Source organism: Crocosphaera chwakensis CCY0110 (assembly GCF_000169335.1).
GTDB classification, from domain to species: Bacteria; Cyanobacteriota; Cyanobacteriia; order Cyanobacteriales; family Microcystaceae; genus Crocosphaera; species Crocosphaera chwakensis.
The window spans coordinates 144,498-170,808 of sequence record NZ_AAXW01000003.1 but is presented as its reverse complement, the minus strand read 5'-3'; the positions used below and the strand labels follow the sequence as shown (position 1 = coordinate 170,808).

Annotated in this window: 24 protein-coding genes and 3 pseudogenes; 10 read left to right on the top strand and 17 right to left on the bottom strand. The window is 34.1% G+C overall.

The window, feature by feature from the left end; translation table 11 throughout:
- Positions 1-173: 173 nt before the first annotated feature.
- Entirely contained in the window at positions 174-1,313 is a 1,140-nt protein-coding gene (locus CY0110_RS03145) for a hypothetical protein (RefSeq protein WP_035798326.1), read from the top strand.
- Positions 1,314-1,335: 22 nt separating this feature from the next.
- On the opposite strand, the gene CY0110_RS03140 is transcribed toward CY0110_RS03145, so the two are convergent.
- Positions 1,336-2,079, bottom strand: coding sequence for a dienelactone hydrolase family protein (locus tag CY0110_RS03140; RefSeq protein WP_008273824.1), 744 nt, complete (start codon positions 2,077-2,079; stop codon positions 1,336-1,338).
- A gap of 453 nt (positions 2,080-2,532) precedes the next feature.
- Here CY0110_RS03140 and CY0110_RS03130 point away from each other — a divergent pair, with 453 nt between their 5' ends.
- Entirely contained in the window at positions 2,533-3,285 is a 753-nt protein-coding gene (locus tag CY0110_RS03130) for a YaaA family protein (RefSeq protein WP_008273822.1), read from the top strand.
- An 82-nt stretch (positions 3,286-3,367) separates the two neighbouring features.
- Here the strand turns inward: CY0110_RS03130 and CY0110_RS03125 are convergent, their stop codons facing one another.
- Together CY0110_RS03125 and CY0110_RS03120 are read right to left on the bottom strand one after the other, a co-directional pair.
- On the bottom strand, positions 3,368-3,868 hold the full coding sequence (locus CY0110_RS03125; RefSeq protein WP_008273821.1) for a DM13 domain-containing protein: 501 nt from the start codon (positions 3,866-3,868) through the stop codon (positions 3,368-3,370).
- A 204-nt stretch (positions 3,869-4,072) separates the two neighbouring features.
- Positions 4,073-4,921, bottom strand: a complete 849-nt coding sequence (locus tag CY0110_RS03120) for a hypothetical protein (protein ID WP_008273820.1) — start codon at positions 4,919-4,921, stop codon at positions 4,073-4,075.
- Positions 4,922-5,190: 269 nt separating this feature from the next.
- Between CY0110_RS03120 and CY0110_RS03115 the strand changes: the two genes are divergently transcribed.
- From CY0110_RS03115 to CY0110_RS03105, 3 genes are all read left to right on the top strand, one after another.
- Positions 5,191-5,400, top strand: coding sequence for a hypothetical protein (locus CY0110_RS03115; protein WP_008273819.1), 210 nt, complete (start codon positions 5,191-5,193; stop codon positions 5,398-5,400).
- Between the two features lie 19 nt (positions 5,401-5,419).
- Positions 5,420-5,959, top strand: coding sequence for a hypothetical protein (locus tag CY0110_RS03110; RefSeq protein WP_008273818.1), 540 nt, complete (start codon positions 5,420-5,422; stop codon positions 5,957-5,959).
- Between the two features lie 64 nt (positions 5,960-6,023).
- The gene (locus tag CY0110_RS03105) at positions 6,024-8,396 is read left to right on the top strand and encodes a GUN4 domain-containing protein (RefSeq protein WP_008273817.1); all 2,373 of its coding nucleotides are present in this window, start codon (positions 6,024-6,026) and stop codon (positions 8,394-8,396) included.
- A 373-nt stretch (positions 8,397-8,769) separates the two neighbouring features.
- Here the strand turns inward: CY0110_RS03105 and CY0110_RS27855 are convergent.
- The 6 genes and pseudogenes from CY0110_RS27855 to CY0110_RS03075 form a co-directional block, all read right to left on the bottom strand.
- Positions 8,770-9,530, bottom strand: a pseudogene (locus CY0110_RS27855) (IS1 family transposase); the annotation flags it as partial.
- 75 nt (positions 9,531-9,605) lie between these two features.
- Positions 9,606-10,286, bottom strand: a complete 681-nt coding sequence (locus CY0110_RS03095; RefSeq protein WP_008273814.1) for a transposase — start codon at positions 10,284-10,286, stop codon at positions 9,606-9,608.
- Positions 10,287-10,355: 69 nt separating this feature from the next.
- Positions 10,356-11,132, bottom strand: a complete 777-nt coding sequence (locus CY0110_RS03090; protein WP_008273813.1) for a TolC family protein — start codon at positions 11,130-11,132, stop codon at positions 10,356-10,358.
- Positions 11,086-11,493, bottom strand: coding sequence for a type II toxin-antitoxin system VapC family toxin (locus CY0110_RS03085; RefSeq protein ID WP_008273812.1), 408 nt, complete (start codon positions 11,491-11,493; stop codon positions 11,086-11,088). Before CY0110_RS03085 ends, CY0110_RS03090 begins: the two co-directional genes overlap by 47 nt.
- Positions 11,490-11,789 (bottom strand): hypothetical protein, encoded by a 300-nt coding sequence (locus CY0110_RS03080; RefSeq protein ID WP_008273811.1) that lies wholly within the window; start codon positions 11,787-11,789, stop codon positions 11,490-11,492. The genes CY0110_RS03085 and CY0110_RS03080 overlap by 4 nt, the downstream gene beginning before the upstream one ends.
- Before the next feature lie 182 nt (positions 11,790-11,971).
- Positions 11,972-12,172 carry an immunity 17 family protein gene (locus tag CY0110_RS03075; protein ID WP_008273810.1) on the bottom strand — a complete coding sequence of 67 codons (201 nt, stop codon included), beginning with the start codon at positions 12,170-12,172 and terminating at the stop codon, positions 11,972-11,974.
- Positions 12,173-12,244: 72 nt separating this feature from the next.
- On the opposite strand from CY0110_RS03075, the gene CY0110_RS03070 reads away from it, so the two are divergent.
- Complete coding sequence (locus CY0110_RS03070; RefSeq protein ID WP_008272619.1) at positions 12,245-13,696, top strand: IS66-like element ISCysp3 family transposase; 1,452 nt, start codon at positions 12,245-12,247, stop codon at positions 13,694-13,696.
- Positions 13,697-13,804: 108 nt separating this feature from the next.
- On the opposite strand, the gene CY0110_RS03065 is transcribed toward CY0110_RS03070, so the two are convergent.
- The 5 genes and pseudogenes from CY0110_RS03065 to CY0110_RS28330 all read right to left on the bottom strand — a co-directional run bounded on the left by CY0110_RS03065 (position 13,805) and on the right by CY0110_RS28330 (position 16,711).
- The gene (locus tag CY0110_RS03065; protein WP_008273809.1) at positions 13,805-14,710 is read right to left on the bottom strand and encodes a hypothetical protein; all 906 of its coding nucleotides are present in this window, start codon (positions 14,708-14,710) and stop codon (positions 13,805-13,807) included.
- 23 nt (positions 14,711-14,733) lie between these two features.
- Positions 14,734-15,354, bottom strand: coding sequence for a hypothetical protein (locus CY0110_RS03060; protein ID WP_008273808.1), 621 nt, complete (start codon positions 15,352-15,354; stop codon positions 14,734-14,736).
- A 63-nt stretch (positions 15,355-15,417) separates the two neighbouring features.
- Positions 15,418-15,633: a hypothetical protein gene (locus CY0110_RS03055; RefSeq protein ID WP_008273807.1), complete on the bottom strand. Its 216-nt coding sequence runs from the start codon at positions 15,631-15,633 to the stop codon at positions 15,418-15,420.
- A 222-nt stretch (positions 15,634-15,855) separates the two neighbouring features.
- Positions 15,856-16,326 (bottom strand): annotated as a pseudogene (locus CY0110_RS30730) (transposase family protein).
- A gap of 61 nt (positions 16,327-16,387) precedes the next feature.
- The gene (locus CY0110_RS28330; RefSeq protein ID WP_008273805.1) at positions 16,388-16,711 is read right to left on the bottom strand and encodes a helix-turn-helix domain-containing protein; all 324 of its coding nucleotides are present in this window, start codon (positions 16,709-16,711) and stop codon (positions 16,388-16,390) included.
- A 392-nt stretch (positions 16,712-17,103) separates the two neighbouring features.
- Here CY0110_RS28330 and CY0110_RS28325 point away from each other — a divergent pair.
- Together CY0110_RS28325 and CY0110_RS03030 are read left to right on the top strand one after the other, a co-directional pair.
- Positions 17,104-18,039, top strand: a pseudogene (locus tag CY0110_RS28325) (transposase).
- Positions 18,040-18,414: 375 nt separating this feature from the next.
- Positions 18,415-20,433, top strand: coding sequence for a potassium channel family protein (locus tag CY0110_RS03030; RefSeq protein ID WP_008273801.1), 2,019 nt, complete (start codon positions 18,415-18,417; stop codon positions 20,431-20,433).
- 9 nt (positions 20,434-20,442) lie between these two features.
- On the opposite strand, the gene CY0110_RS03025 is transcribed toward CY0110_RS03030, so the two are convergent.
- The 3 genes from CY0110_RS03025 to CY0110_RS03015 all read right to left on the bottom strand — a co-directional run bounded on the left by CY0110_RS03025 (position 20,443) and on the right by CY0110_RS03015 (position 24,910).
- A complete protein-coding gene (locus CY0110_RS03025) occupies positions 20,443-21,924 on the bottom strand; it encodes a cyclic nucleotide-binding domain-containing protein (RefSeq protein ID WP_008273800.1) in 1,482 nt (493 codons plus the stop codon).
- Between the two features lie 215 nt (positions 21,925-22,139).
- Positions 22,140-23,828 carry an alpha/beta hydrolase gene (locus CY0110_RS03020; protein WP_008273799.1) on the bottom strand — a complete coding sequence of 563 codons (1,689 nt, stop codon included), beginning with the start codon at positions 23,826-23,828 and terminating at the stop codon, positions 22,140-22,142.
- A gap of 41 nt (positions 23,829-23,869) precedes the next feature.
- Positions 23,870-24,910: a hypothetical protein gene (locus CY0110_RS03015; RefSeq protein ID WP_008273798.1), complete on the bottom strand. Its 1,041-nt coding sequence runs from the start codon at positions 24,908-24,910 to the stop codon at positions 23,870-23,872.
- A gap of 280 nt (positions 24,911-25,190) precedes the next feature.
- On the opposite strand from CY0110_RS03015, the gene CY0110_RS03010 reads away from it, so the two are divergent.
- Together CY0110_RS03010 and CY0110_RS03005 are read left to right on the top strand one after the other, a co-directional pair.
- A complete protein-coding gene (locus CY0110_RS03010) occupies positions 25,191-25,694 on the top strand; it encodes a hypothetical protein (RefSeq protein ID WP_008273797.1) in 504 nt (167 codons plus the stop codon).
- 98 nt (positions 25,695-25,792) lie between these two features.
- On the top strand, positions 25,793-26,308 hold the full coding sequence (locus tag CY0110_RS03005; RefSeq protein WP_008273796.1) for a tetratricopeptide repeat protein: 516 nt from the start codon (positions 25,793-25,795) through the stop codon (positions 26,306-26,308).
- The last annotated feature ends 3 nt before the right edge of the window (positions 26,309-26,311 follow it).

The window sequence follows — 26,311 nt, the reverse complement described above, 5'->3', positions numbered from 1 at the left end:
ATGGTTTAGATGATAATATTTTATCATTTCTTATCTTCTCACCTACAACTATAGTGTTTACAAATGAAATGTGAAAACTTACTCCTGCCTCCTGCCCTCTGCCTCCTGCCTTACTAAACTAGCCCGCTTACAACTCAAATGAAAATGCTATAGAACTTATCTGTAACTAATTTATGAAAATTATTAATTATCTTTTATGTCTCCTTTCACTAAATACTTTTATGATGTTAGGCTTGCCGAATAGAATACTAGCTACTTCAAATATTGAGATTGAAGGAGATACTCCGTTTACTGACAAAATTATCCAATCTGGAGCCATTAAAGTCTCTGTTAGTTACACTCCGAATGATATAAATTATTCGGATTCATCAGACGATAAAAATTTATCTTACTCAATTTACTATAATGATCAAAAACAAGTTGAGGCTAAAGAGTACACTCGATACACTGGAGAAGTTTTTTTACAAGATTTAGATAAAAATGGGATAGATGAAGTGGTGATTAAAACTTTTAGTGGAGGCGCACATTGTTGTACCAATCATATTATTTATACTTGGGATAATACGCAATTTATTAAAACACAAACAGGCTATCTAGATGGTATTGGAGGTAGTTTTGAAGATATTAATGAGGATGGAAAATTAGAATTCTTGACTTATGATAATTCTTTTCTTTATAAATTTAGTTCTTACGCTGGTTCTTTTCCTCCTAGACTCATTTATAGTTTTGAAAAGGGAAAACTTAATAATGTTACTCGTAATCATCCCAAAATTTTAAGAGAAACTCTAAAAAGAATGTATGAAGCCATTCAAGAAAGAGAAAAGGACGATTATGAGATTAATGGGATATTAGCTGGTTATGTTGCTCAAAAAATTCTTTTAGGGGAATATGAAGACGGTTGGAAGTTGATGTTAGCTCGTTATGATAAAAACTCAGATTGGGGATTAGAGATTTATGACGAACAAGGAAATGTGACTAATAAATACCCTGACTTTCCTACCGCTTTAAAAGCTTTTTTGATTCAAGAAAACTATCTAAAGGAAAACAGAGAAGTTCAATCAAATTCTTTGATGAAATTCAGAGAAGGAAATTATTGGATAGGTCCAGTGGGGATGGGATTAACGATAAAGAATGGACAGTATCAGTATTATGATGAAGAAGGAGAAAGTAGTTGGCAACCTGTGTCTAAACTAACGTATGTCAAAGATGGTGTTGTTTTTGATGGAGAACATTATTGGTGTTTATCGTCTTTAGCGCAACCTAGGGGTGATGGAATTGCTGTGTGTCAAGCCAATGGTTGGGTTTTGCAATAAACAAGAATCATTAATTAGCTGCTTACTTATTAACGAATGTAGACTGAAAAAAAGAGAGAATTTCTTGCATTGCTTGATCGGTAGCAACGGGATCAAACCGATAGCCATCATCTCTCATAAAAGTATGATTAGCTTGATATTCTCTGATTTGGTGTCTAATTTTAGCTTTTTCTAAGGCTTGCTTAATGATAATTCTTCCATCTTCCGGAACATGGGGGTCTAAAGTGCCAAAAATTAATAAAAGTTCCCCTTGAATTTCAGAAAGTCTTGTTAAAGTATCGGCCTTTTCTCTTCCCAATTTACCACTATGAATTCCTGTGGGATAGACACACACGGAGGCTTTAATCAAGGGATTCAAGGCTGCTCGACAAGCTAAATGTCCTCCAATACAAAACCCCATCGCACCTATTGATTGAGAGACGACTCCCTCATGTTTACTCAAAAAATCAATCACAGCATTCGCATCGGTATCAAACTCTGAGGTAGCGGTTTTTCTCGCTGCTTCGTTCCCTTGAATCTTTCCTATATCCGTAGGTTCAATCACTGTGCCAAGAGGTAACTGACGATGATAGATTTCTGGAGCAGCCACTACAAAACCGTATCCAGCTAAATGATCCGCTAAACGAGCTATAGGAGAACCTAGTTGATAAATATCACTGTAAAATAAAATTCCTGGATATTTTCCAACTTTGTCGGGACTAACGAGGTAGATTCTCATCGCATTGTCGTCTACTAGGATACTAATGTTTTGTCGTTTGACTTGCATATTGAAAAAGAATGTTAATGATTACAAAGGTTTTCAGTGTGTGTCTCCATGATAAATACTATTTCATTTTTGAGTGTTAGTTAAATAATATACTTGTCTCATATTTATTTCATGACTTCTAAGTTTTTGACAAATAACTAACAATTTTAAACAAATTTGTATCATAGAGACAGGTCGATTAAGTAATTGACTTAATTGCTTAGCAGTCAACCCGTTGGGATAGTTTTCTAAGAGTTCTAAGATTTGTTCGTTGGTAGTAAGTCCAGGGGTTGCGTTGATAATAGTAAAGTTCAAATGTTGATAATTGAGTTCTATTAGATTGAGTGTTACCAAATCCAAATCTCATTTTATCATGTTAGTACCTCTTGATTTTTTATAATTTTAAAAATATAATTAATCTCGATTATAAGGTAAAATAAATAAGCTAATCATTAATTATGATGTTCCTATTAAATGCTTTTAATTCTTTCTTCAGCTAAAACCTTAGTGTTTGATGATGTTTTTACCGTTCCTGAAACAACACAAGCTATTTATCAAGAAGATGCTAATTTTTTACTTGACTCGCTTCAAACGTTTACGTCTGAACAATTAGGGCAATTACTAGGGGTAAGTAAATCATTAGCTAACTTAAATTATCAACGATTTCAATTATTTGATACATCTCAAAAACAAGCTTCTATTTTAGCTTATCGAGGAGATGTATTTAAACAATTAGAATTAGAGAAATTCAAGGATAAAGATTATTTATTTGCTCAGAACCATTTACGAATTATATCAGGGTTATATGGTATTTTACGACCTCTTGATAAAATGAGTCCTTATCGACTAGAAATGAGTACCCGTCTGAAAACAGAAAAAGCGGATAATCTTTATCAATTTTGGACTCAAAAAGTTACTCATCAATTAAATAATGAATTAGAACAACATCAAACTAAAGTCTTACTTAATTTGGCTTCTGATGAATATTCTCGTATAATCGATTCAAAACTCTTTAAGTATCCTATCTTGAAAGTGTCTTTTAAAGAAATGAGAAATAGAAAACTCAAAACTATTGGAATTATAGCGAAGAAAAGTAGAGGGTTAATGACAAATTGGATTATACAAAATCAAATTGATGATCCTTCAGAGCTTAAAGATTATTCTGGTTTAGGATATCATTATGATGAAAGTTTATCTAATCAACAAGAAATGATCTTTATTAAATAAAAAACTTACTTTTACAAGTTATATTAATTACTAATAAAATCACTTAACCCTCTACTCAATTCAAACAATAAAGATAAGAATTTTACTGAATGACTGCAGCCCCAAAAGTGGCATTAAATTTATGACACCAAATAGCGACAGACTTATAATCTGCTATATTAATTTCCTCTGGGACAGCATATTTTTGCATCCCACTGAATTGACTTAAAGGAGCGACTACCACATAATCTCCTTCTTGAAGTGGATAAGCTGGAGGGTTAGTCGAACCAATAACATCAGAAGAACGATGAAGGATCACCACTAAATCTGGTCCCATTTCTGATGTTTTAAAGTTAGAATCAAGTTCAATGAATGTTTGTGTTTCCTCACTAATAATACGAACATTTCCTTCAGTGGTATGTTCTCCAGAAACAAAAGAACCGACTTTGATAGTTGACTCTTTTTCTGAGTTACTTTCATCACTTTTGGTACTCTCACTAGACTCTACTATTGGAGGATTATTAGCTGTTTCTTGTTTGACACTATTGCAACCTACAGCAGCAAAGAGAATTAAACAGAGTGCGATTGTGTGTGCTATTTTCATAATGGCTTTATTATTTTCAAGCGTATTTAACAGATAATTCTAGTATTAATCCTTAATCTGAATTTATCCTAATTAATAGCTGAAAATAAGCTTAAAGTGAAGCAGTCCTGGATCTTCGTAGAACTTTAGCCACCTGGACCGTTTGCCAAAGAAGATGGAGAAATAATCATTGATAGTAATGGTCAGCGTGTCAATTAACTGAACTCAGGTAGTTGCTGGTTCAATCAGTTCAAAGAACTCACCTAAACTAATAGGAAAATCAAGCTCCTCTTGGTTATAAACTTGATAACTGATAACATCAACACTAGGAGGTTGTGAGTTGTACCAAACGAAGTTATCAAAGGTTACTGAGGCTTCATTATTAGCAACATCATCAAGGATAACAAACCCCCATTCATCAGATACAGTATTAAAGTATAATTCTTGAGTCCCTTCTGCAAAAAAAGGAGTAATATTACTCCCATCCCAAAACAATAAGTTAGCAAAACCATCAACCGTAATATCAACCTTATTTATTCCCGGTTCTGTTACCCACAGTGCTGCACTTCCTTCTACTCCATAAGCAGTTAAATCAATCATATCGTGAAAGAAATTAGCTTGTATTTCCTCTACTGTAACCGCACCTTCTCCTGTACTGAGAATATTATTATCAATGGCTCCGATACCATCTTCAATAATTGATGAATAATCACCAGCTTGTAAAATTTCTATATCAATTATCGGGTTAGTGGGGGTGTCATCATTAGGATATTCAAAGGTGTCATCAGTTCTGAAGGTTAATTCAGTGTCATCAAGTACATTCAATTCAATAGTTAATCCTTGGTTGATGTTATCAGCATATTCAGTAAATTGACCATCCATCCATTCGGTTTGGCCTTGGTATCGCCATTGAAAGTTAGACCCCATTATTCTCATATAGTCATAAGGATCAATGGTTTCTAAATTGAATAAGTCAACTTGATAAATTCCTTGACCTAAAGTAACTGTCTGTCCTTGAGTATTAACGTTATTTAAGAGCATGATTGATTCATAAATTTTGTCTTCTTCTTTCATTACACTTGAATTCAAGAAAAAACAATATAGGAATAATTACGGAAATTATTTATATTTTTATATCATTTATTTGTTTTTAAAACTAATAGTTATTATTCTGGTTATTCGGGTAATTAATTCTGTGTATGATTCTATAGTTTCGGGTGTTTCGGTTATAGTCTTCTGGTGATTCGGGTAGTTAATTATGTGTCGTGAGCAGTTGCGGAAAAAAAGCTTGCAATTGTTAAATAGTTTTTAGTATTATTAAAAAAGTAGGGTAATTAAAGTCAATGAGTAAGTCACAACTGGGGTTAAGAATTCCCACATCTTTGTTCAATGAACTTGATCGTTATGTTGAGGAGACTGGTACTTCTAAAACGGAGGTGGTGTGTCGTGCAATTGCAGAATATTTAGGGTGTGCTGATAATATCCCGTTGAGTCAGAGGATGACAGAGATTGAAAGAAGAGTGGCAGCGTTGGAAGGGAAAGAAAAATTATAATTAGGGGTGGAACAAAAAGATGTCAGATTCAAAGCAAAACAAGAAAGTTATCAATTACTTAAAGACTCAAACTAAAGAGGAACTAATTGACTTAATTTTAAAATTTGCTCCTCAAAGTTTTTTTGATAGCATTAATAGTCAATTTGCCAGTAAAAATCAGGCTCAAGTCATATTTAGAGATGTTTCAATAGAAATTGATAAATTACTGGCTGATGAAATTACTTTGTATGATCCTAATAAATTTGAACGGGAATTATTAAAACATTTAGAGACAATCAGAGGATTATGGGATAAACTACCAGAAGAAATAGGAGAAAAGTTAATACAAATAATGGAAGATATTGAAGAATTATTTGAAGAAGGTTACTTGTATTCTAACAACTATCATAAAGAAGATGAATATTTTGAATCAGAAGAAGTTGATGAATATATCTATCGTTTTGCCAACAATCTTCCTGAAGAAATGAAGTATAATTATTTGGCTAAACTAAAAGACATCCTTAACAAATATAGCTTTTCTACTTTTGACAGTCTTGAAAAAAAAATATCTAGACATTAATTTTCACTCAGATTAGAAGCAAGTATTTTTTAGGATAAAACCATTTATTAGGAGATAAGTCTCAATGACTTCAGACAACACCAACTCACCAAAAGATAATGAAGAAAAAGAACAATCATCCTTGTCTATTGATGAGGAAAAAAAGAAGGCCAAAAAATGGATTCAGGGATCGGCTCAAACTTTAATTAAATGGATGCCTTTGGGGAGTAGTGGGACATGGTTTGCGAATGCTTTATTAAAACAAGAATGGTTGACTGCTTTTGCCAGTTTCCCCGTGATGATAGTAACCGTTATTTGGGCTAGTTATACAGAGAGTTTTTTACAAAGATTAGCAGAAGTATTTGAAGAAAGAGGACGGCAAGATGTTGATAATTTGATGTCTTGGCAACAACGGGTGAGGGAAGCTTTTACGGAAACCATACGCTGGCAATTAGCTGGCACTGATGATAAATATCTAAAATGTCAAGCTAATGACTGTTTACAATATAAAACAGAAGGACTTAATACCTTTAAACCGAAATTAAAAGATGTTTTTGTTCCCCTTGAATTAAGCAGTCAGTTTTTTACTGATGAAAAAGGTCAACTTAGACCCCCTATTTTACAAGGTTTTTTTTGGCAGAGAAATTTAGTTCAACAGTTTCAATCTCGGCAAGGATTAAGTATTTGGCATTTTCTCAGATTAGCTAAAGGGGATCAGCTTTATCGTTCCTTAGTTATTATTTCAAAAGGAGGTTTTGGGAAAACAACTCTACTTCGCCATATTACTTATATTTATACTATTAAAAATCGTTACAAACAAAAACCTTACCAAGCTCCTAAATTATTACCTGTTTTACTTTATTTAAGAAAATGGCAGTCTTTAATTGCTAATCAAAAAGACCTCACCTTAGTTACTTTAATCGAAAAACATCATCTTCAGGATCTCCCTGGAGGAAATAATCTTAAATTACCCCCTAATTGGGCAAAAAATCATCTAGATAACGGTAAAATGCTCATCATGTTAGATGGTTTTGATGAAGTCAAAGAAGAATGGCACAAAAAGTTAAGTCAATGGATTAGTCAACAACTTAAACAATATCCTAATGCCTATTTTATTCTTACCTCTCGTCCGGCTGGGTATCATCAATATCAAGGGGAAAATAAACCCAAAATCCCTTTGTTTGTTAAACCTTTAAACGAAGAGCAACAAGCTCGTTTTATTGAAAAATGGTACCTTAGTTGGGAAACTCATAACAGTGTTGAACCATTACCCTACGAAGCACAACGACAAGCCTCTCATTTAATTGCTCAAATCAAACCCATTGAAAATGAAATAAATCCCCTCAGTGACTTTGCTAAAATTCCTCTACTCCTTAACATGATTGTCAATTTAGATGTTAATTGTACTGCAAAAAAATTACCACAACGACGCACCGATTTATTTCGTTCAATTGTTCAACTACAACTAGGGAACCGTCCTTTAGCAAGACAAGTAGAAATGCCTCTCGAATCAGTAGAAGATCGTCAGCAAGTATTACAAAAATTAGCTCTGTTTATGATGCAACAAGAGCAAACTAAAATAGAGCCAGACTTACTACTCAACCAACTTAAACAATATCTTGAGCCTATTGATAATTCTCTCTCTCCTAAAACCTTTCTCAAAAAAATTGAAGATGTTAGTGAACTTCTAATTAGAATTGATGATCACTATGAATTTGCTCATAAAAATTTTCAAGAATATTTAGCATCAGTTGAAATAAAAAAAGAAAAGCAAGAACAACTATTATTAGCTAAGTATCAAGAAACCTGGTGGAAAGATACTATTCTTCTCTACGTTGCTCAACTGACAAATCCTACTCCCTTTATTACTTCTTTATTAAACTTAAATAACTATGAAGCTAATCAACTAGCTTATCAATGTTTTCAACAAACTACTCGTCAAGTTGATCCCGAACTAGAAGATCAATTACAGTCCCTCTCTACTACAGTACAAAATGCTCGTTACCAAAAACTAGAAGAACTCCTCAAAAATCAGCAATTCAAAGACGCTGACGATGAAACCTACCGCTTGATGATTGAAACTGTTGGCAAAGAAGAAGGCCAATATTTTGACCCCTCAGATTTTGATACTTTCCCCTGTGACGACCTACGCACTCTTGATCAACTGTGGGTTAAATACAGTAACGGTAAATTTGGCTTCAGCATCCAGAAAAAAATCTATATGGATGAACTTGGTGGAACAAAAGACTATAATGAAAAAATCTGGAACGAGTTTTGCGATCGTGTCGGTTGGAAAAAAGGAGGAAACTATGTGAACTACTCAGTTGCAAATAGGCGAAGGATGTCGGGACACCTTCCTAGGGGACACCTTCCTCTGTTTAATTCTTTGTCTTCGGTGACGTTCTACAACATTTTCATTTTACATCTCTTCTCTCGCGCAAAGACTTGTAACCTGTAAGATATAAGACTTTCAGGCGTTTGTCAAGACCTAATTTTCCGTTCTTTTTTTACGAATTCATGGGGTTTTCTTGAGTTCGATACCTGGCACTTTGGTACACTCGGTAAGGCAAAAGGCAAAAGTCAAAAGACAAAATTGAATTTAAGTTATCAGATAAGTACAAGTGAATTGTTAATAATAATTAATTTTGAATTGCACCAACTTGGCCAGGTCAACTGAAAACCGATATGTGCCTCAACCATCATTAAAAAACTGCATAGCAACTTGAGGGTTATAAGCATTAGCAACCACGAATTTTTCTGCCACTTCTCGTATTTCTGCCTTATAGGTTTCATCAACTGCCCGGTAGTGTAATTTAAGTAGTGAAAATCAATAGGTTTTTTCTAACTAGACGAGAACAACGATGCCTTAAGGTGTTATTTAACCTTTCAAACAAGACTTGCGCTTGTCGAGGGAACCTCGACGCGCTTCCTTGTTCAATCCTAGTTGTCTCACCACTTTTCTTTGTACTAGGATAATGACGCTCTTGAGGAATTACACCACAATATGATTCCCATAAGTCTGTATAAAATTTTCCATTGTTCTGATAAGTTTTTGGCAAAGTATTCCAGAATTCTATCGCACTTTTACGAGTTCTGTCTCCTAAGTAAAACCCAATAATTTGACGACTTTTTCGGGAAATTGCTAACCAAATATAAACTTGATTTTATGCGCGAATTGACATAAGACCATAACTCATCACATTCTATGTCTATTTCTAGGTCTGATGTATCTTTAACCTTTAGTTCAAGAGGCACAGAGCGATATAAATTGTTAATAAATTTCTGTAACCAAGTCATGGATACTTCTAAAGTGCGAGTAATTCCTCTAAGAGAAATTCGTTCTAATAATAGTTTTTTAACTTGTTTTTTCTCTGCTAAAGTAATCTGGCGTTTCCGAGGATTTTCTATAAATTGTCTACGACACTCTTTACATAAAAACTTTGGTTTTTTATGATGTGTGCTTCCATTTTTCAAAATTTGATGGGAACCGCAATAAGGACAGGGGGGACGAGAAGAGAAGAAAGACTCTTTATCCATCGCTAATTTTTGAGCGTCACTGACTAAAAATACTGCCTTAACTATAGAAAATGATGTCAGATTTGAAAACCTCTTGTGCTTTGTTTTCTTATTCTAATAGAAACTTAGGAAAAAATTTGACTTTCACTACTTATGATACACTACCAACTGCCCAAGGTAACTTAGTTTGACCAGGGCTACGTTTCTTTTTATCTCTTATTTTCAATACTTTAGGTAATAACTTTTTACCCCAATGATACTTTTTTTCAGACTTAGGTTTAGGCTTATACTTATGACAAAAACCTTTATATTTCCTGGCACATTCATCTAAAGATTCCCCCAAAGATAAAAAAGCCGGATGCCATTCTGTAAGTCCGTCATCCCCTAACCGTTCGTGAATACCATAGTTACTAAAATCATAGAAAAAACCCTGTTGAACTCCTGCTGCTTTTGGGTTAGCATGGATATATCTCATGGTATTTAAAGCCCGTTGATAATCATCTTTAGGAAAACCCCCACTAAAATAACGTTTCTCCCAAAAATGACCACTTCTATTCAACATTCGGTTAAAACACATGGCTGTGTACCAGTTGATATAGTGCATAATTTTAGGGAGGTCTTCTGGTTGTTTGGGTTCAATTAAATAATGCACATGATTACTCATTATACACAGCGCATAAAGTTTAAATTGATATTTAGCGATCGCCTGATTCAAAACATAAATAAAAACCTCTCTGCATTCATGACGAAGTAGTTTAAACTCACGATTATTACAACGAATGGTAACATGATAACAATAACCTGGTTTTAATTCTCTCGGTTTTCTTGGCATAGCTTTTAATCATCAGTTATTCATGAAGATTGATGATTGACGATTATTTGAGTTCCCATAGATATAAAATTAATTGATGCCAATTAATTGCCTCAACTCCCTAACCGTTTCTTCCTGTTTTGTCTTCACTTTGATTAACTGTTCAGTTAACCTATTTTCCCGTTCTTCAAAACTTAACCATTGTTCCGTTGTCCCTTCTCCAAACTGGTAACGAATACGGAATACTTCACGGGATACCTCAAATGTTTTAATCTGACTTTCTACTAACTCAACCTCTCTCGTTGCAGCTTCATAACCCAGTAACAACTGTAAAACTTTTTCCCCTAAGAAAATCTTTTCTTGTTCTCGTTGTCTTTCTAATTCTGCTCTAGCTGCTTCTAAAGTGGCCGCTTTCACTTCAAGATCTGCGATCGCCAGTCTATCCCGTTGCATATCCCCACCACCAGCAAGGTTTCGTATCCAAGCAAAAGGATCAATAATTCCATCAATATTGGTTGAGGTAGGGAGGTAATTCGTCCAGAGTTTAGACTCAGCGTAGTCTTTTCTGTCCCCCATCAAAGCCAACCGGTCATTAATTAGGGTTATCCTCTCGTTGAGGGTTTGTAGGGTTAAGGAATTGGCGATCGCTTGTTGAGTTAGTTGTTCAACACATTGATTGGTGGTGTCAAGACAAGGAAGAGAATTTTTAATTGGGGGGTTATTTGTTAATTGGTCGCTATTAATTGGTAATGATTGAACTTGACTGTATCTTAAGGTTAATGCAGTACCTAAAACGATAAAAAAAAGATGACATTTTAATCTATTCAAAGAGAATAATAAAACCTTCTTGTTTAAAATGATGATCATGAGTTAACACCTCATTAATTTTTAACCGTTGCATAACTGTCATAGAAATACAATCGGTCAAACTATATTCTTTATCCAACCGACGACGGTATAAATTTAAACCTTGAAGAAAAGACTCTCTATTTTGAGGGATGACTTTAATATGAGTATTCTGCATAATATCATCAACAAATTGAACAGTACGCCCCCTCAGAGAAACTGTTGCTGACAGAAAATTTAAGACCTCAATCAAAACTTCATCTGTTGTCACAATCTCAACATTTTTAAGCATAGATGTAACTTCGATGACTCGTTGATGCCAATTATCTTTTTTATTGATTAAAGCCACCCAATAAAAAGTATCTGCGAAAATTTGTTTCATTGACTTTTCTTAGGGGTTCCATAAAGATAATGGTCATGTTCTTCTGCACCATCTCTAGGCAGATTATTCAGTTCTTCTTCTGTTAAATCATACTTATTAACCATGTTTAAAATGGATTCTCCTGTTGTTCCTTGGGAAACGTCAGAAGTCATCAGATGAGTTTCTAAAGTCTCTTTAAGTCTATTCAAAACCTCATCTAAAGAACTGTCTTGATAATCAATGGAATCTAACTCAGGAAAATTAACTGAATATCCATCTGAGTTCTTAGCGACTACAATATTTATTTTGTCAACCATTTTTCTAAAAAAGTCTTATATCTAAGGTTTAATTATTTAACTATGTTAATGATAGCATATTATCACTTTGCTCGAAGTTTAGAATAGTAACTTGTTACAGAAAAATTGTAGATTGCCGATTGATTATAATATAAGCCTTTGACAAGAATATACAATTTATATAACTTATTCATTACCCTTAACTATTCAATGAATCCAAAAAGTAACAACCCTCCTAATATAATTAATCCTAAGCCTAAAACTCCATAAAAAACACGCGCTCCTCCTCTCCCGAAAATCCTCACAAGGAACCGAGCTTTTCTATGATTCATATACCAATCCCAATTTAAAATAGCTCCACACAAACTAAATATACCCGCAGCAATAACAAATAACCCAGCCATTGTTCTTTCTCCAAACGTAAGGATTCAGGTGGCAAATATTGACAAACAGGCTGACTGCGCTAAAGTAACGGTATGAGTCAAACTGAACCAGGAGTACAGTTAAATCCAGACGAATTAAACCAACTGTCAAAATCTGGGTTGGTACAAATTATCTTGGCTCAACAGAAACTTATCGAGCAGCTACAAAAAGAAATAGAAAAATTAAAGCTCAGTCGTAATTTAGATAGCCAAACCTCATCAAAACCCCCATCAACAGACTTATTGAAAAAGTCTGAGAAGGCTAAAACAACTGAAGACGATAAGGATAAGAAAAGAAAACCAGGGGGACAACCTGGACATAAGGGAAAAACAAGGAAAGGCTTTGGGAGAATTGACAGAATTCAAATCTTGCAACCATCAATATGTAGTCACTGTGGTCAAACAGAATTATTAATAGAACCAGTGAAAGTTGATTCTCAGCAGGTAGCACAACTGGTAGATAAACCCATTGAGGTAGTAGAATATCATCGTCATCATTGTCGCTGTGGGCATTGTGGTGAAGTGACCAAAGCGAATTGGTCGCCCAAGACCGTCCCAGGACAAGATTTAGGAGTGAAGTTACAAGCTTTTCTGGGATGGTTAGGGAATTATGGACATCTACCTTATGAAAAGCAACAAGAGATGTTGTGGGAGTTAGGGCAAATTGAGATAGGTATGGGGACCATCGTAGCCACCAATCAACGAGTAGAAACAGCCATTAATCCGTCGGTTGAACAATTATCCAAGTGGGTCAAAGTAGAACAACCCCCAATTCATGTTGATGAAACACCCTGGCCAGTGAAGGGAGTCAAAGAATGGTTGTGGGTATTTACCAATCAACTTTTCTGCCTGTTTCGGGCTGCTGATACTAGGGGGCGTAAGGAATTAGAAGATCAGTTAGGCCATGAATATGGTGGTGTTTTAAGTAGTGATGATTTGGGAGTTTACAATGGTTATACTGTTGTTGCTCAACAGAAATGTTTGGCACATTTACGCCGTCACTTTCAGCGATTAATAAAAACTCCAGGTCAATATAACAAAACCATCGGTCAAACTTTTCTCAAATTAATTGATGAAGCTTTCCGTCATTATCGTATTTGGCAAAACGATAAGAATAGGCATGGTTATCAAGTTTGGGCAAGACAATTCAAAGATAAGATAAAGATAGCCACAGAAGAATGGAAGCCTAAAGCCGGTTATGAAGCCGGAAAACTTTTGCGAAACCTTCGGCAAAAGGCAGAGCAATGGTGGTATTTTCTGGAGCATCCAGAGATCCCCCCTGATAATAATCTTGCTGAAAGATCCTTAAGATTAGCCATCACGAAACGGAAAGTTAGTGGGGGTTCAAGAAGCATGGAACGATTTAAACAAACAGCTAACTTATTGACGGTTATTCAAACTTGTCGTCGTCAAGAACGTTCGGTGATTGATTTTTTCGAGAAGTCATTAATAGCCAAAGTCGGTCATCCGAATTGTTTGTTTCCTTCCCTAATTCCTAACTTCTAGACCTGAATCCTTACCTCCAAACCATTTGATATTATTTCTTGTTCTTCTCAATTTATTAAAAGATTAACAAACAATCGTTAATATTCATATTTTCTTTAATTGTTATTCCTACTTCCTAACCATCAATGTAATCTCCGCCGTCAAACTACCATCAGGACTCTGACCTAACCATTTTATCCTGCGTACCGTCCCATCATAAGGACTTTTAACCACACTCAGATTGGCGATCGCATTCTCAACCTCATTTAATTTCCCCTTCAGTTGTGCTTCTTGAAACTCCCTCCCTGCTAACTGTTGTTGATATTCTGCCAGTTGCCTCTCATAACTACTTCTAGCAGTGTTCATCTGTTCTACTCGTCTAGCGGTTGCTAAGGAAGCTTGATATTCTTGATAAGCTCTAGAATCTTTAGCAGTTTGTAATTTACCGGTCGCCAGTTGATAATCTCTGACAGCTTCTGTATGTTTTAATTTTAACTGCTTTAATTTAACCGTTTCATGGTCAAGAATAATGGGGTCTAAATTCTCAACAGCTTGTAAATATTTTATCTCTTTTTCCTTCACTTCAATCTGAGATTCAATGGAGGTGATCGCAGTTTTTTCCTTCTCTACAATTTCCTCTTGTTCGAGATAGGAATTAAGTGGCAAAGCTTTGATAGTAGGGGGTAAATTAGGAGCCGTTGGAGGCAGAGGTTGATAACTTTGTAGTTTTTGAAGCGATAAATTAAGTTGGGTTTTCTGTGCCTCTAATCGTTGTTTTTCCCGATCACGACTGGCAATAATTTGACCAGCTTTAATCTCGGAACCTTCACTAACCTTTAAATCTTGAGGTTCGGCGATTTTTACTGTTATGGTTAACCGTCGAGGTTGTTGAGTTTCTTCTGGTAATTGAGCAACAGTATTATTATTTATACTTGAGACTTGAGTATTACTAGGAATTACAGTATTACCAGCAACAGCAACCGTTACTATTCCTGCGGTTCCCCATCCTAATAATTGTCCTATGTCCATAAGCATCTAGCAGTTTCTATCTTTCTCTATTATATTCCAAGTTCTTCTTTTTCTTTTCCACCTAATTCTTTATACATCATTTCATTAATCTTTATAATAATCTCTGTAGCAGGCTTTAAAATTATTTCTTGTTTGCTGTTAAGGTCTTTTTGTCCATGAAAAGTATTGCACCTTATCTGGTAAATTGCGTCCAAAAATCCTTGTGTATACTCTTCTAAGGAACTATTTTTATTTTCTATTTTTTCTAACCAAATTTTTTCCTTATTTATAGGCTCCTTATCTTTAACCTTCTCATCTTTAGCCTTCTCATCGTTAGGATCAGGGACACGAAATATGTAAAAGTGTCCATCTCTGACTGTTTTTCTTATTTTTTCTACGTTTTCACGAATTCCTTGTGTATTTACGATTTTTTCTGCTGTAAGTAGTTTGATTGGTATTTCAGTTGCTTTCTTTCTATCAGCACCCACTACAGGATACTGGTCTTTCCCTCTACCATATTCTTTTAAGTCAACGGCAAGATTATATAAAAAATTATGTATAATATAAGCAGTAATAAATTTATCTATATATTCATATTCACTTTGAGATATACTTTTTAATTTATCATTCCATCGATGATAAAATTTTTGTTCAGTAAGTTGAAAAGTCATAATTGGATTGTAGTTACTTTTGTCAAGTTCGATTATACAATAACTCTATAGTTATTAACAAAATCAAGGTTTCGGAGTAATAATCTTAGCTGTCAATGTACCGATCGCATACTGATCTTTCAAATAACTTAACGCTTCTTCAATAGGACACCAACTCAACTTAAGATTACTTCCTGTTAATTCAATTACCGTATATTCTTCTGGTTCCATCTTAATTTTAACTTCTTCAGGAAAATCAATGACTAAATTTCCTGTTAAATAAATCCCTGCATTAGACATCTCCAAAAATCTATAACCTAGTTACAGCAATAGAAACAGGTGTATTGGACTCGAAGTAAAAAATTGTCCTGAAAACGAATTAATAAGGATTTGAAGAGACTAAATCTAATTTAGACATAAAACTATGGTTCATTCTAACGTCAATTATTTCTCCAGATGTACAGGATTTTATTACTTCTAAAATTAGGGAACTAATTCTCAAGCGGACTAATCCGCAAACTGTTAATAAAACCGATTTATATCTATTTTTGTGTAAGCGAAATCTCTCCTCTCTTGAACTACTTTAAATACTTTGACTATTCTAATTAAATGCTCTACAAAAATTCGATTAGATGATAAAGCTTTATTTTCTTCTATTTGATTTTCTGTTAATTCTCCATTTTTCGCTCTTTTATGCGGAGTCGTAATTTGAGTTTCTCCAATGTAGGCTTTGTCCCCACTAAAAGTTTGATTTATCTTAAATTTATTTAAAGTTTACCTACATATTTTTATGTCACTTATTGGTCCAGGTTTTCCAATAACTACATCAACAATATCCTCAGCTTTTGGTAATACAATAAACTGACTTTTAAGAGTATGTCTTTTTTGCTTTCCTGAAAAGTATCTTTTTTGCTCTTGGTAGTCTAAAGGTCTTTCAATAGGCTGTTCTGCACTATCTACAATCAATTCATAATCTTTTAATTGTTCAATCACAAGTTTTTCTTCGTCTTGGGACTTTTTTACTTGTTCTAACAAACTTGGAGGTAACTCTCCCTCAAAAAGTTTTTGCCAAATATGTAAAAATATTATGAGCCGTTGATTCACTCACTTGGAAGACAAGTCCTAAGAATTGAAAGCTTACATTATGACGAAGATAAATTAACATGAGAATTATTTGTTCTTCTTCTGATAATTTAGGATGATTTCCACTTCCTGATTGATTAATTCGGGTTTTTGTTTTTTCAATTTTTTCTTTATTGTTCTGATTGAGAAGCTTTCCTAGAGCGATTAGTTGTTTGAGTTGTTGATAGTCGATTCCTAATAATCTTTTTGTTTGTTTAGAATATTTTTGAATATAAGCCCAAGTATAACTTTTCATGTCCTCTTTTAGAAATTTATTATGTATTTCATTATACTATTTTTTTGATTTTATTAAATTATGGAGATGTCTAATGGGTTTAACCGATACATTTTTGGCTCCCACTCGCAACGGACAACAAGATCGCCTCAACAACTATGGTCAAGTGGTTAGTGCTGGACTCGTTTCTTATTCTCAAAAGCTTGGTCGTTAATCACAGTTTTGACCGTCTTCTCTTGTTATTTACCTCGTCAAACGACGGGGTTTTTTCTTGACCTTTAATTTTTTAAAAATTTGTGTCATTTTATTGCATTTTTCGAGGTTAATCTACCCTTCTTTTAAATAGCTATCCCTCTTTCATCACTCTGGGAGATGTATAATGAAGAAAAGAGCCTGAAAGTCAGACAGAGACTATGGTTAAGCCTCGCCCTCCTCAAATGACAGTAAAATGTGTTGATACTTACTGTGAACTCTATAGAGATTTATTTATAGAAGTGAGAGCCTATGAAGCCTTTAAATATCTTAAGTTGGGACTAATAAGTGATATAAAAAGAAAAACTTTACCAGCAATTGCAAAAGCAGTGGGATTAAAAAATGAACAAGGACTATTACATTTTCTGACGGAATCTCCCTGGAAAGCAGAGGACTTAGAAAAGAGAAGATTAGAGATTATTTTAAATATTTTAGAAAGAAAAGAGATAATAGTGATGATAGATGAAACAGGAGATAAAAAGCGATGCGACCCCGCGCCTTCGTAAGGCGCAAGGGAAAGCGCATCAAGATAGAAGGGAAAAACTACCGATTATGGGAAAAGAATGAAGATTCAATATTGGGAAATTACTAGAGATAAAGAAAATATAACTAAAGAAGAAAGTTGGTTTGTGATGACAAGAATTCCTGAGATTAAATATAAAGAAGTTGGGGATATTTATGGAGTAAGAACTTGGGTGGAATATGGATTTAAACAATCTAAAAGTGAACTAGGATGGGCAAATTTCCGAGTCACCCACTACGAGCAAATTCAGAAGTGGTGGGAATTAATTATGTCAGCTTATTTGATGATTTGTCTCCTGAGTGAATCTTTTAATTCCACAGTGAATCCCATTTCAAAAACCTTTCAAAATCATGAGTTATGGGATAAAGGCAAGGGCTGGAAATCTCTCCTAAATAATGTGCAGTTAATCTTGCAACCTTATTTTTACTTCAATTTCATTTTAAAGTGGTTGAAAGTATTTCCAATTCCTCAACTTTCATTGGGATTTCCAAGACTTATTGCTAAAATAAATGAGGTTGACTATCTACATTACTTAGTCTATCTTTGGGATGACTTTTGTTATTCTTCTGCCTAGAGTGATGAAAGAGGGATAATTAGTTTAGCTACTATTTATTACCTTAACGACTCAAAATAAATCTATTCATCTTTCAAACGGTAGAGTTATCAAAAGAATATTGTCTTAATTAGGAGATTTGTGATCTACTGAAATTCTAGGGGGTAACACCAGCAATACTGCTTTCAATGCTGCATTTTTGACAGCGCAAGACAACCAACCCGTTATCATGCAACACATTTATCAAGCAACCCAACGGAACTACTTCCAGCAAGAAAAATTACTGATAACTGAAGAAGTTAAAGGATGGGAATTAACGCTCTGCTAGTAAAGATAAAAAATAGAGTCAACGATTACAATTAAATTAATATTAGCTAATTTAATGTAAACAACGCTTTGTCCCATTCTGTTATCCAAAACACATCTCATCAAGAAGATAGCTTTTTAATCTGTGGGTTAGGAAGTTTAGGACAGCATTGCGTTTTATCTCTTAAAAAATTTGGAGTAAAAATAGTTGCCATTGAACTTTTACGACCAAAAATTTGGGAAATTCCTCACATTGAAGACATTATCGATACGTTAATTTTTGCTGATTGCCGACACATTAAAATTTTACAACAAGCTGATATCCAAAAATGTCGCGCTGCTTTATTAGTTACTACCAGTGAACAGGTTAATATTGAAACTGCTTTAGCCATACGCCAGTTAAACCCAAAAACTCGTTTAGTGGTTCGTTCTGCTCAAGATAATCTTAATAGTTTACTCGAAGAACAATTAGGAAATTTTATTGCTTACGAACCCACTCAACTACCGACCACAGCATTTGCTTTAGCTGCTTTAGGAAGCAATATTAAAGGCTTTTTTACCCTAGATAGCCAACCATTACAAATTATTCAACGTCGTCTTAAAAGTAATGATCCTTGGTGTTATACTCGTTATCTTCATGAATTAAATACTCGTACTCGTTCTTTGCTTTCTTATGATCATCAAGCCACAAATTTTTACGGATCTTTTTATCAATGGAATCCTGAAACAATTTTAGAGCCTGGGGATCTCATTACTTATGTTCAGGTTCAAGATGTATTGAGTTCTAACACTTCAAAATTAACGAATACTTCTATTTTTTTTCAGCCAAAACCTATTTTCTTACGGATCAAAAATTTTATTGTTCAATTATGGCGAAAAGGACGCAACTATTTACGAGGGGTAGCTTTGTTATGTGGTGCTATTGTCTTGATTTTGTTGTTTTTCGGTACAATTTTAATTCATAGCTATTATCCCCAGTCAACTTTTTTCTCTGCTTTTTCGGCTACAGTTATTTTATTATTAGGGGGCTATTCTGATCTTTTTGGAGAATTTGAGCAAATGGAACAAATTCCCCATTGGCTGCAATTATTTAGCTTAGGATTAACGTTATCAGGTACAGCTTTTGTGGGAGTTTTATATGCTTTATTAACTGAATTATTATTATCTACTAAATTTCAATTTATTAAACGTCGTCCTCCAATTCCTGAGCAAAACCATATTATTATTATTGGTTTAGGAAGAGTTGGTAAAGAAGTCACTAGATTATTAAAAGGGTTTAAACAAGCTTTGTTAGGGATTACTTTTAAGGCTGATATTGCTTCAGAAATTATGTTAGATATTCCTTTAATGTCTGGAAATTTGCAAGATATTTTACCTCAGGCTAATTTAGAAACTGCTAAAAGTGTTGTAGTGCTTACTGATGACGAAATTCTTAATTTAGAAATAGCTTTAACTGCAAAAAAACTTAATCCTGATTGTTATTTAGTCATTCGTACCGCTGGACAACAATTAGGACGATATCTACTACAAATTTTACCCCATGCTCAGATTGTGGGAACCTATGAAGTGGCTGCAGAAGTATTCGCAGGTGCTGCTTTTGGAGAAAATATTATTACTCTTTTTCGTCTCAATAATCAAACGATTTTAGTGACAGAATATTATATTGAATCTAATGATACTTTGAACGGATTATTATTAGCAGATATCGCTTATGGTTACGGAGTTATGCCTATTTTGTATCAAAAACCATCTCAATCTTCTATTTTAATGCCTCATGAAGAGTTAAGGGTATCAGTGGGCGATCGCTTGGTAGTTTTAGCGACAATTGAAGGGTTAAAAGCTATCGAAAAAGGACAACTTTCGTTAGATAAAAAAATATGGAAACTTCAGATAAAAAATGCTGCTACTAATGACGCTATTTTTGAAGGAGCTAACACTTTGTCTAGGATTTCTGGTTGCTCTTTAAGTTTAGCGAGAAGTTCAATGAAGCAATTACCGACTCTTTTTCCAATTTCTTTATATTATCATCAAGGATTAAGATTAGTTCGAGAATTACGCAAGTTAAGAGTTGAGTCTTATTTAACTTCTGTTGAAGAAAATAATAGTTAAAGTATTCAATTATAAGGTTAACATAGATTGAAGACGATGGCGAACCCAATCAATAATATTACTCTCTTCTTCTTCAGCTTTTAATAGTCCTTTTTCTTTTAATTCTTCTCGACGTTGATATAACTCTTCTTGGTTTTTTCCTAACTCTTCTACAATGCGATCGCATAATTGTGGATAATCTTTTAAAAGTCGATCAAATTGTTGATTATTAATAGAAAATAAGATGGTTTCTTGTTGTGCTTTCACGCTAGCAGTTCGAGGAATGCCTAACATTAAAGCTAATTCTCCAAAAAAGTCACCTCTATATAAAATAGCTAAAGTTTTATTCAAGGTTTCGGTAAAAATTTCTACTGAACCAGATAAAATAATATAAAAAGCATCTCCTGGATCATTTTCTTTAAATAGAATTTCATTCTGTTTCAGTTCTTTTAATGTACCAATTTCAATCAATTTTCTAATTTGTAAATCGTCTAAGGTTTTAAAATATTCTACTTTACTCAATAATTCTTTAATAGACAATAACCCAGTTGAATTTAATGTATCGGGTTGTGCATAATGATTTGTCAGTGCTTGATGAGTGGCTAATGTTATATGATTATCTGCTTTATCTATAGGTAAAAAATTCATTGTTTCGTAATTTTTAAACCATAATTCTCTTTGCGCTAACGGTATTCTAATATTACGTTGTCGTAAATTATATTCAACAGCAAAATATAAAGAACTCATAATTTCAAAACGAATTCCCATGTTATCGCTATTTATCCAAAACCAGAGTTCAAATTCTAAACAACTATCATCAAATCCTTTAAAAATCACTTTCGGTGGCGGATTTTTTAAAATATTATTTTCTGAATAAGCAGAGAGCAACAAAACTTCTGTAACTAACACTAAATCACTATTATAGTCAACTCTGTTTGATAAATTTAAACGTACACAATTAGTTTTATAATGATAGTTCGTCAGTTCATTTTCTATTAACTGGCGATTAGGAACAATTACTGAAGATCCGTCTTCTAACTTAATTGTAGCGGAACGAGTTGATATTTCAGTGACGTAACCTTCTGTATCATTAAATTTAATAAAGTTGCCTATTTTTATTTTTCTTTCTAACAATAAACTGAGTCCACTGACTAAATTTTTAGTCACCCCTTGCAACCCTAACCCAATCCCAATGCCAACACCACCCCCTAAAAAAGTAAGTGCTGAAACATTAAATCCTGTAGTTTGCAAAATAATAATAAAACAAAAAGCCCCCACACCATAACTAATTAAACTAGCAAAAACATAACGAATTCCATATTCACTAATTAATCTTTTTAATAGTCTTTTTCTTAAAACTTTATTTAAGTAACTTGCTAAAATAGCAATAATAATTAAATAAAATATAACTTGAAAAAAATAGGTCAACGTGACCTCATTCTTACCGATAGAAAAGGTAATGCTATCTAAAATACTAATTATATTGTTGAAAATTCCCTGTAAGTTAAACATTTGTTAACATCCTGTATATGAGGTATAGCTATATCAATGATTCATGGTCTTCTTGAATAAGATTTCTAATGATAAAGACTAATTTTTATATAAATCTATGATCAGAAAACAGCTTAAATTAATACTATCGTTATTAATTTGCAAGATAGTATTTCTTTAACAAAAATTTTTTGTTTCTTTTAAAGTTGCCAACAATGTAACATAAGGATCGTATTTCACCTTTCCTCTGGAAGGGCTATATTATTCTCTCTGATAAATTGGTCAATGGCTTGACTCAATTCATCGGAAGATTCTTCAGTAATAATATAAGTCTTAAATTCCTGATCTTGACTTAAATATTCCCCATAAGCTGACTGTAAAAAAGGACGATATTGAGGATTATTTTCGATATAAACTTCAAAGAAAGATAGCATCATTGAGTTAGTATAACTATCTAATAATTGAGGACTAGGAAGCGTTAACTTAGTGGTTTTTTGCAACGTATCAGCAATACCTGCATCTAGTTGAGAAAAATCTACATGAGCTTGTCCTTCTTGTAATTGAAGATATTTTTCAGAGACTTCAAAGCGAGGAAAAGAAACAGCTTGTTCAAAAATAAAAGGAGTGGCCGGATCATAACTTCCAGCAGAAATAAAGACAGGAATATCAATTTTTCCTAAAGATTCACTACCAAAAAGACCGGAATTAACAGGATTAACGACAAAGAGAGCTTTAACTCTTTCATCTTGAAAATTATAGTCTTTTCTCTCTAATTGTAAAGCCCGACATTGTAACAATAAAGCTGTATTTAAGTCTCCTATTTCTAGGTCACACATTTGTTCTAATCGTTCAAAGTTAGGCGTTGCACCGGCTACCGCTAATACAGTGTAACCTCCGAAGGAATGGCCAGCAACCCCCACATTATTAAGGTCTAATTTACCTGAAAACCATCCTTCATTGCGTCTTTCTAATTCATCAATGGTATAGCTAATATCGAGAGGACGATCAATAAATTCTTCCCGAATAAAAATTTGTCGAGATAATCCTTCTAAAAAGGCTTTTGTTTGTTGTAAATCACTTCCTGGATGTTGAGGAACTGCGACAACATAACCATAGGAAGCTAAATGTCTAGCCCATTTTCCAAAGTCTTCCGGACGTGATGCTAACCCATGAGAAATAACCACTACAGGAACTGATTCATCGGGTAATGTTTGGGGTTGATACATTTCAACATAAAATGCGCGATCGCGATTTCTATCTACTAAATTCCAGCGATAATTTTTAACTTCCAACGGATCAGGTTGACGGGGATCAGTTAATTGAGAATAATTAACATCTGGATCTTGTTGCGCTTCCATTTCAGCTAATTGTTCTACTTTTTCGGTAAATAAGTAAGTCCCCTGAACAATCAATTCGATTTCTCGTGATAATTCGATGGCTTTTTTGACATCAATTTGTACATCGGTGGCGAGTCTATTTAAGAAATTAATCAAGCTTAATCCGGCTGGATTAAACGCAGCTTGGACTAAAGCACCTCTAATAATATATTTACCATTTCTTCCCCCTTGAATATTAAAAACTTTACCCACATAATTTAAGATTCTTTCCCCTTCATCGGTATTTAGCAGTCTGGATAAGTCAACAGCATTGACGGCAACAGGAGTAGATAAGGCTTCTCGAAAGGCTTCCCTTTCTTCTTCGGTTGTTCCTGCTAAGTTAAAATATTGACGTAATTGTTGAGTTAATCTCCCTTCATTTGCATAAATTTCTAAGGATCGAACCGGAATAGAAACAATTAATGAATCATAGACAAAATATATTTTTTCTGCTGCGTTGGTTGGTAAAGTTAAGGTTAAGGAGGTTAAGGTTCCAAAAAATACCGAAGTTAAGGGATGTAAGAATTTTTTGAGGGCGAAAACTTTCATGGATATTATGACTAAACGGATAAGAACAATTACAGTTTATTTTAATTAGAAGAATCAGTTAATACTTTTAGTCTAACGGTTTTTTCTCCTGCTTCATCGAGTTGAACTTCGATTACTTCCCCACTCAAAGATTCTAAGGAAGTTAACATCGATCGCAGATGAGGATTACTTGCCCCTGTATCAACATATAATCTATCAGATAAACTGCCTAATCGTTTCCAAGTTGTATATAATTTTCCGACAATTTGTTCTAAGCTTGATGCTTGTTTCACTAAGTCGGCTGCTGTATTTAAACATTCTAATCTTACTGCTTCATCTAAAGCCATTTCTAAGTCTAACGGAGATTTTTTTAGGGTTTGAACTTGGGCTGCTGCATCGAGATATTTAGCCAAGTTTTTAGCATCGGTGGTTAATAATTTTACCGTGTCTACATCGGGATTTTGGGCCACTTCTTTTTGAATGGTTTCTAAGTGTAACTCTGGCAATTTTTCCATTTCCCGAACCAAAGGAGCTAAATGTCGGGGGGGTAATGTTCCTTCTTCTGCTTTTTCCTTTACTTCTGAGGGCAATAAATCAGAACTCATGGCAGTCCATTCGTCTGATAGTTGTTTGACCTCTCTACGGGTAATTCTATCCCCTTTCTGGGCTGCTTCACTGACTAATTTTTGCACTTCAGGATCTGATTTTGCCGTTTCAACAAAAGCTCGTTTACTAAAATTATTGATGGCATCGGGGTCTAATATTCCTTCTGCCAGTAAGGTATCGGCACTATTCGCCAACTGAATTAAAGCATAAGCCTGACTTTTAGTAATTTCTCGCTTTTTTAACCAATTTAAAAAGCCTGTTCCTCGTCCTTCTCCCCCCTTTTTTTCGCGATCGCGAATTGCCCGTAAGATTCTACCGCGCCAAATATCTGTTTGTAGATCAAAGCGATCGCAAATTTTCCAAACCGTATCTAATTTTTCTTGAAAGTCGAACTCTTCAATCTCTTCATCTTCAGGATCGGGTAACTCAAAGTTAAAGTCAACAGGGGTTTCTAAAGCATCACGAATATCATCAGGAGATGGAGGAACAGCAACCATAAGAGTTATCGACTAATCAACAATTAACTTAACAACAAGATAGAATCTTAATCATATCAGAGTCTAACCTATCTAATAAAAGCTGTCTTTATTACTATTATCTGAAAACAAAAAATTTTATTAAAAATTGTTGATAGTCCTACGATAAAAAAGATTGAGTAAACAACGGGGTCAAATATGAAAACGACAGGAGAATTAAGAAAAATTATTAAATCTGTGCCATAATCGAGAAACCTTTGTTAAAATAACTTACGGTCATTTGCAGTCTACGAGAGAATCTTTGAGTCAATCATTTGATATTCCTACCCTAGATACTTTGGCGCAGGAACTCGCTGCTATACAGCAAACGGGTTCAAAACGTATTGCTTTGTTAGGTTCGCGCCATGTTCCTATTACTCATCAACAGTTAATTGAAATGATGAGTTATGCCCTTGTCTTAGGTGGTAACCGTTTGATGACATCCGGTGCCACAGGAACCAATGCAGCAGCGATTAAAGGGGCAATGCGGGCTGATCCCAACCTGTTAACGGTAATTTTACCCCAAAGCTTGACCAAACAGCCCAGAGAGTCAAAAGACCAACTAGAAAGGGTCATTCATTTAGTGGAAAATCCTGAAAATGATGGCTTATCGTTGGGAGAAGCAAGTGCTTTATGTAACCGAGAAATTGTGTCTCGTTGTCAGCAGTTGATATGTTTTGCTTTTCATGACAGTCATACCTTATTACAAACCTGCGAAGAAGCAGAAGAACAACGAAAACTGGTCACATTATTTTATTTTGATTAGTTAATTATTGATTATATATATTACTGTAAGGTGGGCAATGCCCACCTTACGATGCTTATTAAAAATTGATTCTTATCTCATCATTATATTGTATTAATATGAAACGTCAACGCTTATATATAACAGTTCTTAGTATAAGTTTAATTCTTTTTAGCATTCCTTTAACCCAAAAAATAACTTGGGGACAAACGAATCTAAATGCACAAATTGAACAATTAATACAAGACTCAAAACAACAAGCCAGACAGGGAGAAAGTGCAAAAGCAATAGAAACCCTACAGCAGTTACTAACCATTGTACAACAAGAAAATAATCAAGAATTACAAGCCTGGTCTTGGTTAGGATTAGGATTCAATCATAGTCAAATTCAAGAATATCCCCAAGCTTTAGAAAGTTATAAACAAGCCTTAACCATTTACCAAGACATCAACAATCTTTCTGGAGTAGCCACCTCCCTCAGTAATATGGGTAACGTTTACGTAAATATGGGAAAAGCTGCTGATGCCATTAACTATTATCAACAAGCTTTAAAAATTTATACAGAAATAGAAGATGATTCCGGAATTGAAAGAACCCAAAACAACATTAATGAACTCAATGAAAGATTAAGATAAAGG

Excerpts from the sequence above, each read along its gene's own strand:
- CY0110_RS03020 (WP_008273799.1), bottom strand. The coding sequence starts at position 23,828 with ATGAAAGTTTTCGCCCTCAAAAAATTCTTACATCCCTTAACTTCGGTA.
- CY0110_RS03130 (WP_008273822.1), top strand. The coding sequence starts at position 2,533 with ATGCTTTTAATTCTTTCTTCAGCTAAAACCTTAGTGTTTGATGATGTT.
- CY0110_RS03025 (WP_008273800.1), bottom strand. The coding sequence starts at position 21,924 with ATGTTTAACTTACAGGGAATTTTCAACAATATAATTAGTATTTTAGAT.
- CY0110_RS03115 (WP_008273819.1), top strand. The coding sequence starts at position 5,191 with ATGAGTAAGTCACAACTGGGGTTAAGAATTCCCACATCTTTGTTCAAT.
- CY0110_RS03065 (WP_008273809.1), bottom strand. The coding sequence starts at position 14,710 with ATGCTTATGGACATAGGACAATTATTAGGATGGGGAACCGCAGGAATA.
- CY0110_RS03090 (WP_008273813.1), bottom strand. The coding sequence starts at position 11,132 with ATGATCATCATTTTAAACAAGAAGGTTTTATTATTCTCTTTGAATAGA.
- CY0110_RS03055 (WP_008273807.1), bottom strand. The coding sequence starts at position 15,633 with ATGTCTAATGCAGGGATTTATTTAACAGGAAATTTAGTCATTGATTTT.
- CY0110_RS03145 (WP_035798326.1), top strand. The coding sequence starts at position 174 with ATGAAAATTATTAATTATCTTTTATGTCTCCTTTCACTAAATACTTTT.
- CY0110_RS03075 (WP_008273810.1), bottom strand. The coding sequence starts at position 12,172 with ATGGCTGGGTTATTTGTTATTGCTGCGGGTATATTTAGTTTGTGTGGA.
- CY0110_RS03105 (WP_008273817.1), top strand. The coding sequence starts at position 6,024 with ATGACTTCAGACAACACCAACTCACCAAAAGATAATGAAGAAAAAGAA.
- CY0110_RS03140 (WP_008273824.1), bottom strand. The coding sequence starts at position 2,079 with ATGCAAGTCAAACGACAAAACATTAGTATCCTAGTAGACGACAATGCG.
- CY0110_RS03080 (WP_008273811.1), bottom strand. The coding sequence starts at position 11,789 with ATGGTTGACAAAATAAATATTGTAGTCGCTAAGAACTCAGATGGATAT.
- CY0110_RS03095 (WP_008273814.1), bottom strand. The coding sequence starts at position 10,286 with ATGCCAAGAAAACCGAGAGAATTAAAACCAGGTTATTGTTATCATGTT.
- CY0110_RS03015 (WP_008273798.1), bottom strand. The coding sequence starts at position 24,910 with ATGGTTGCTGTTCCTCCATCTCCTGATGATATTCGTGATGCTTTAGAA.
- CY0110_RS03005 (WP_008273796.1), top strand. The coding sequence starts at position 25,793 with ATGAAACGTCAACGCTTATATATAACAGTTCTTAGTATAAGTTTAATT.
- CY0110_RS03125 (WP_008273821.1), bottom strand. The coding sequence starts at position 3,868 with ATGAAAATAGCACACACAATCGCACTCTGTTTAATTCTCTTTGCTGCT.
- CY0110_RS03070 (WP_008272619.1), top strand. The coding sequence starts at position 12,245 with ATGAGTCAAACTGAACCAGGAGTACAGTTAAATCCAGACGAATTAAAC.
- CY0110_RS03110 (WP_008273818.1), top strand. The coding sequence starts at position 5,420 with ATGTCAGATTCAAAGCAAAACAAGAAAGTTATCAATTACTTAAAGACT.
- CY0110_RS28330 (WP_008273805.1), bottom strand. The coding sequence starts at position 16,711 with ATGAAAAGTTATACTTGGGCTTATATTCAAAAATATTCTAAACAAACA.
- CY0110_RS03060 (WP_008273808.1), bottom strand. The coding sequence starts at position 15,354 with ATGACTTTTCAACTTACTGAACAAAAATTTTATCATCGATGGAATGAT.
- CY0110_RS03085 (WP_008273812.1), bottom strand. The coding sequence starts at position 11,493 with ATGAAACAAATTTTCGCAGATACTTTTTATTGGGTGGCTTTAATCAAT.
- CY0110_RS03120 (WP_008273820.1), bottom strand. The coding sequence starts at position 4,921 with ATGAAAGAAGAAGACAAAATTTATGAATCAATCATGCTCTTAAATAAC.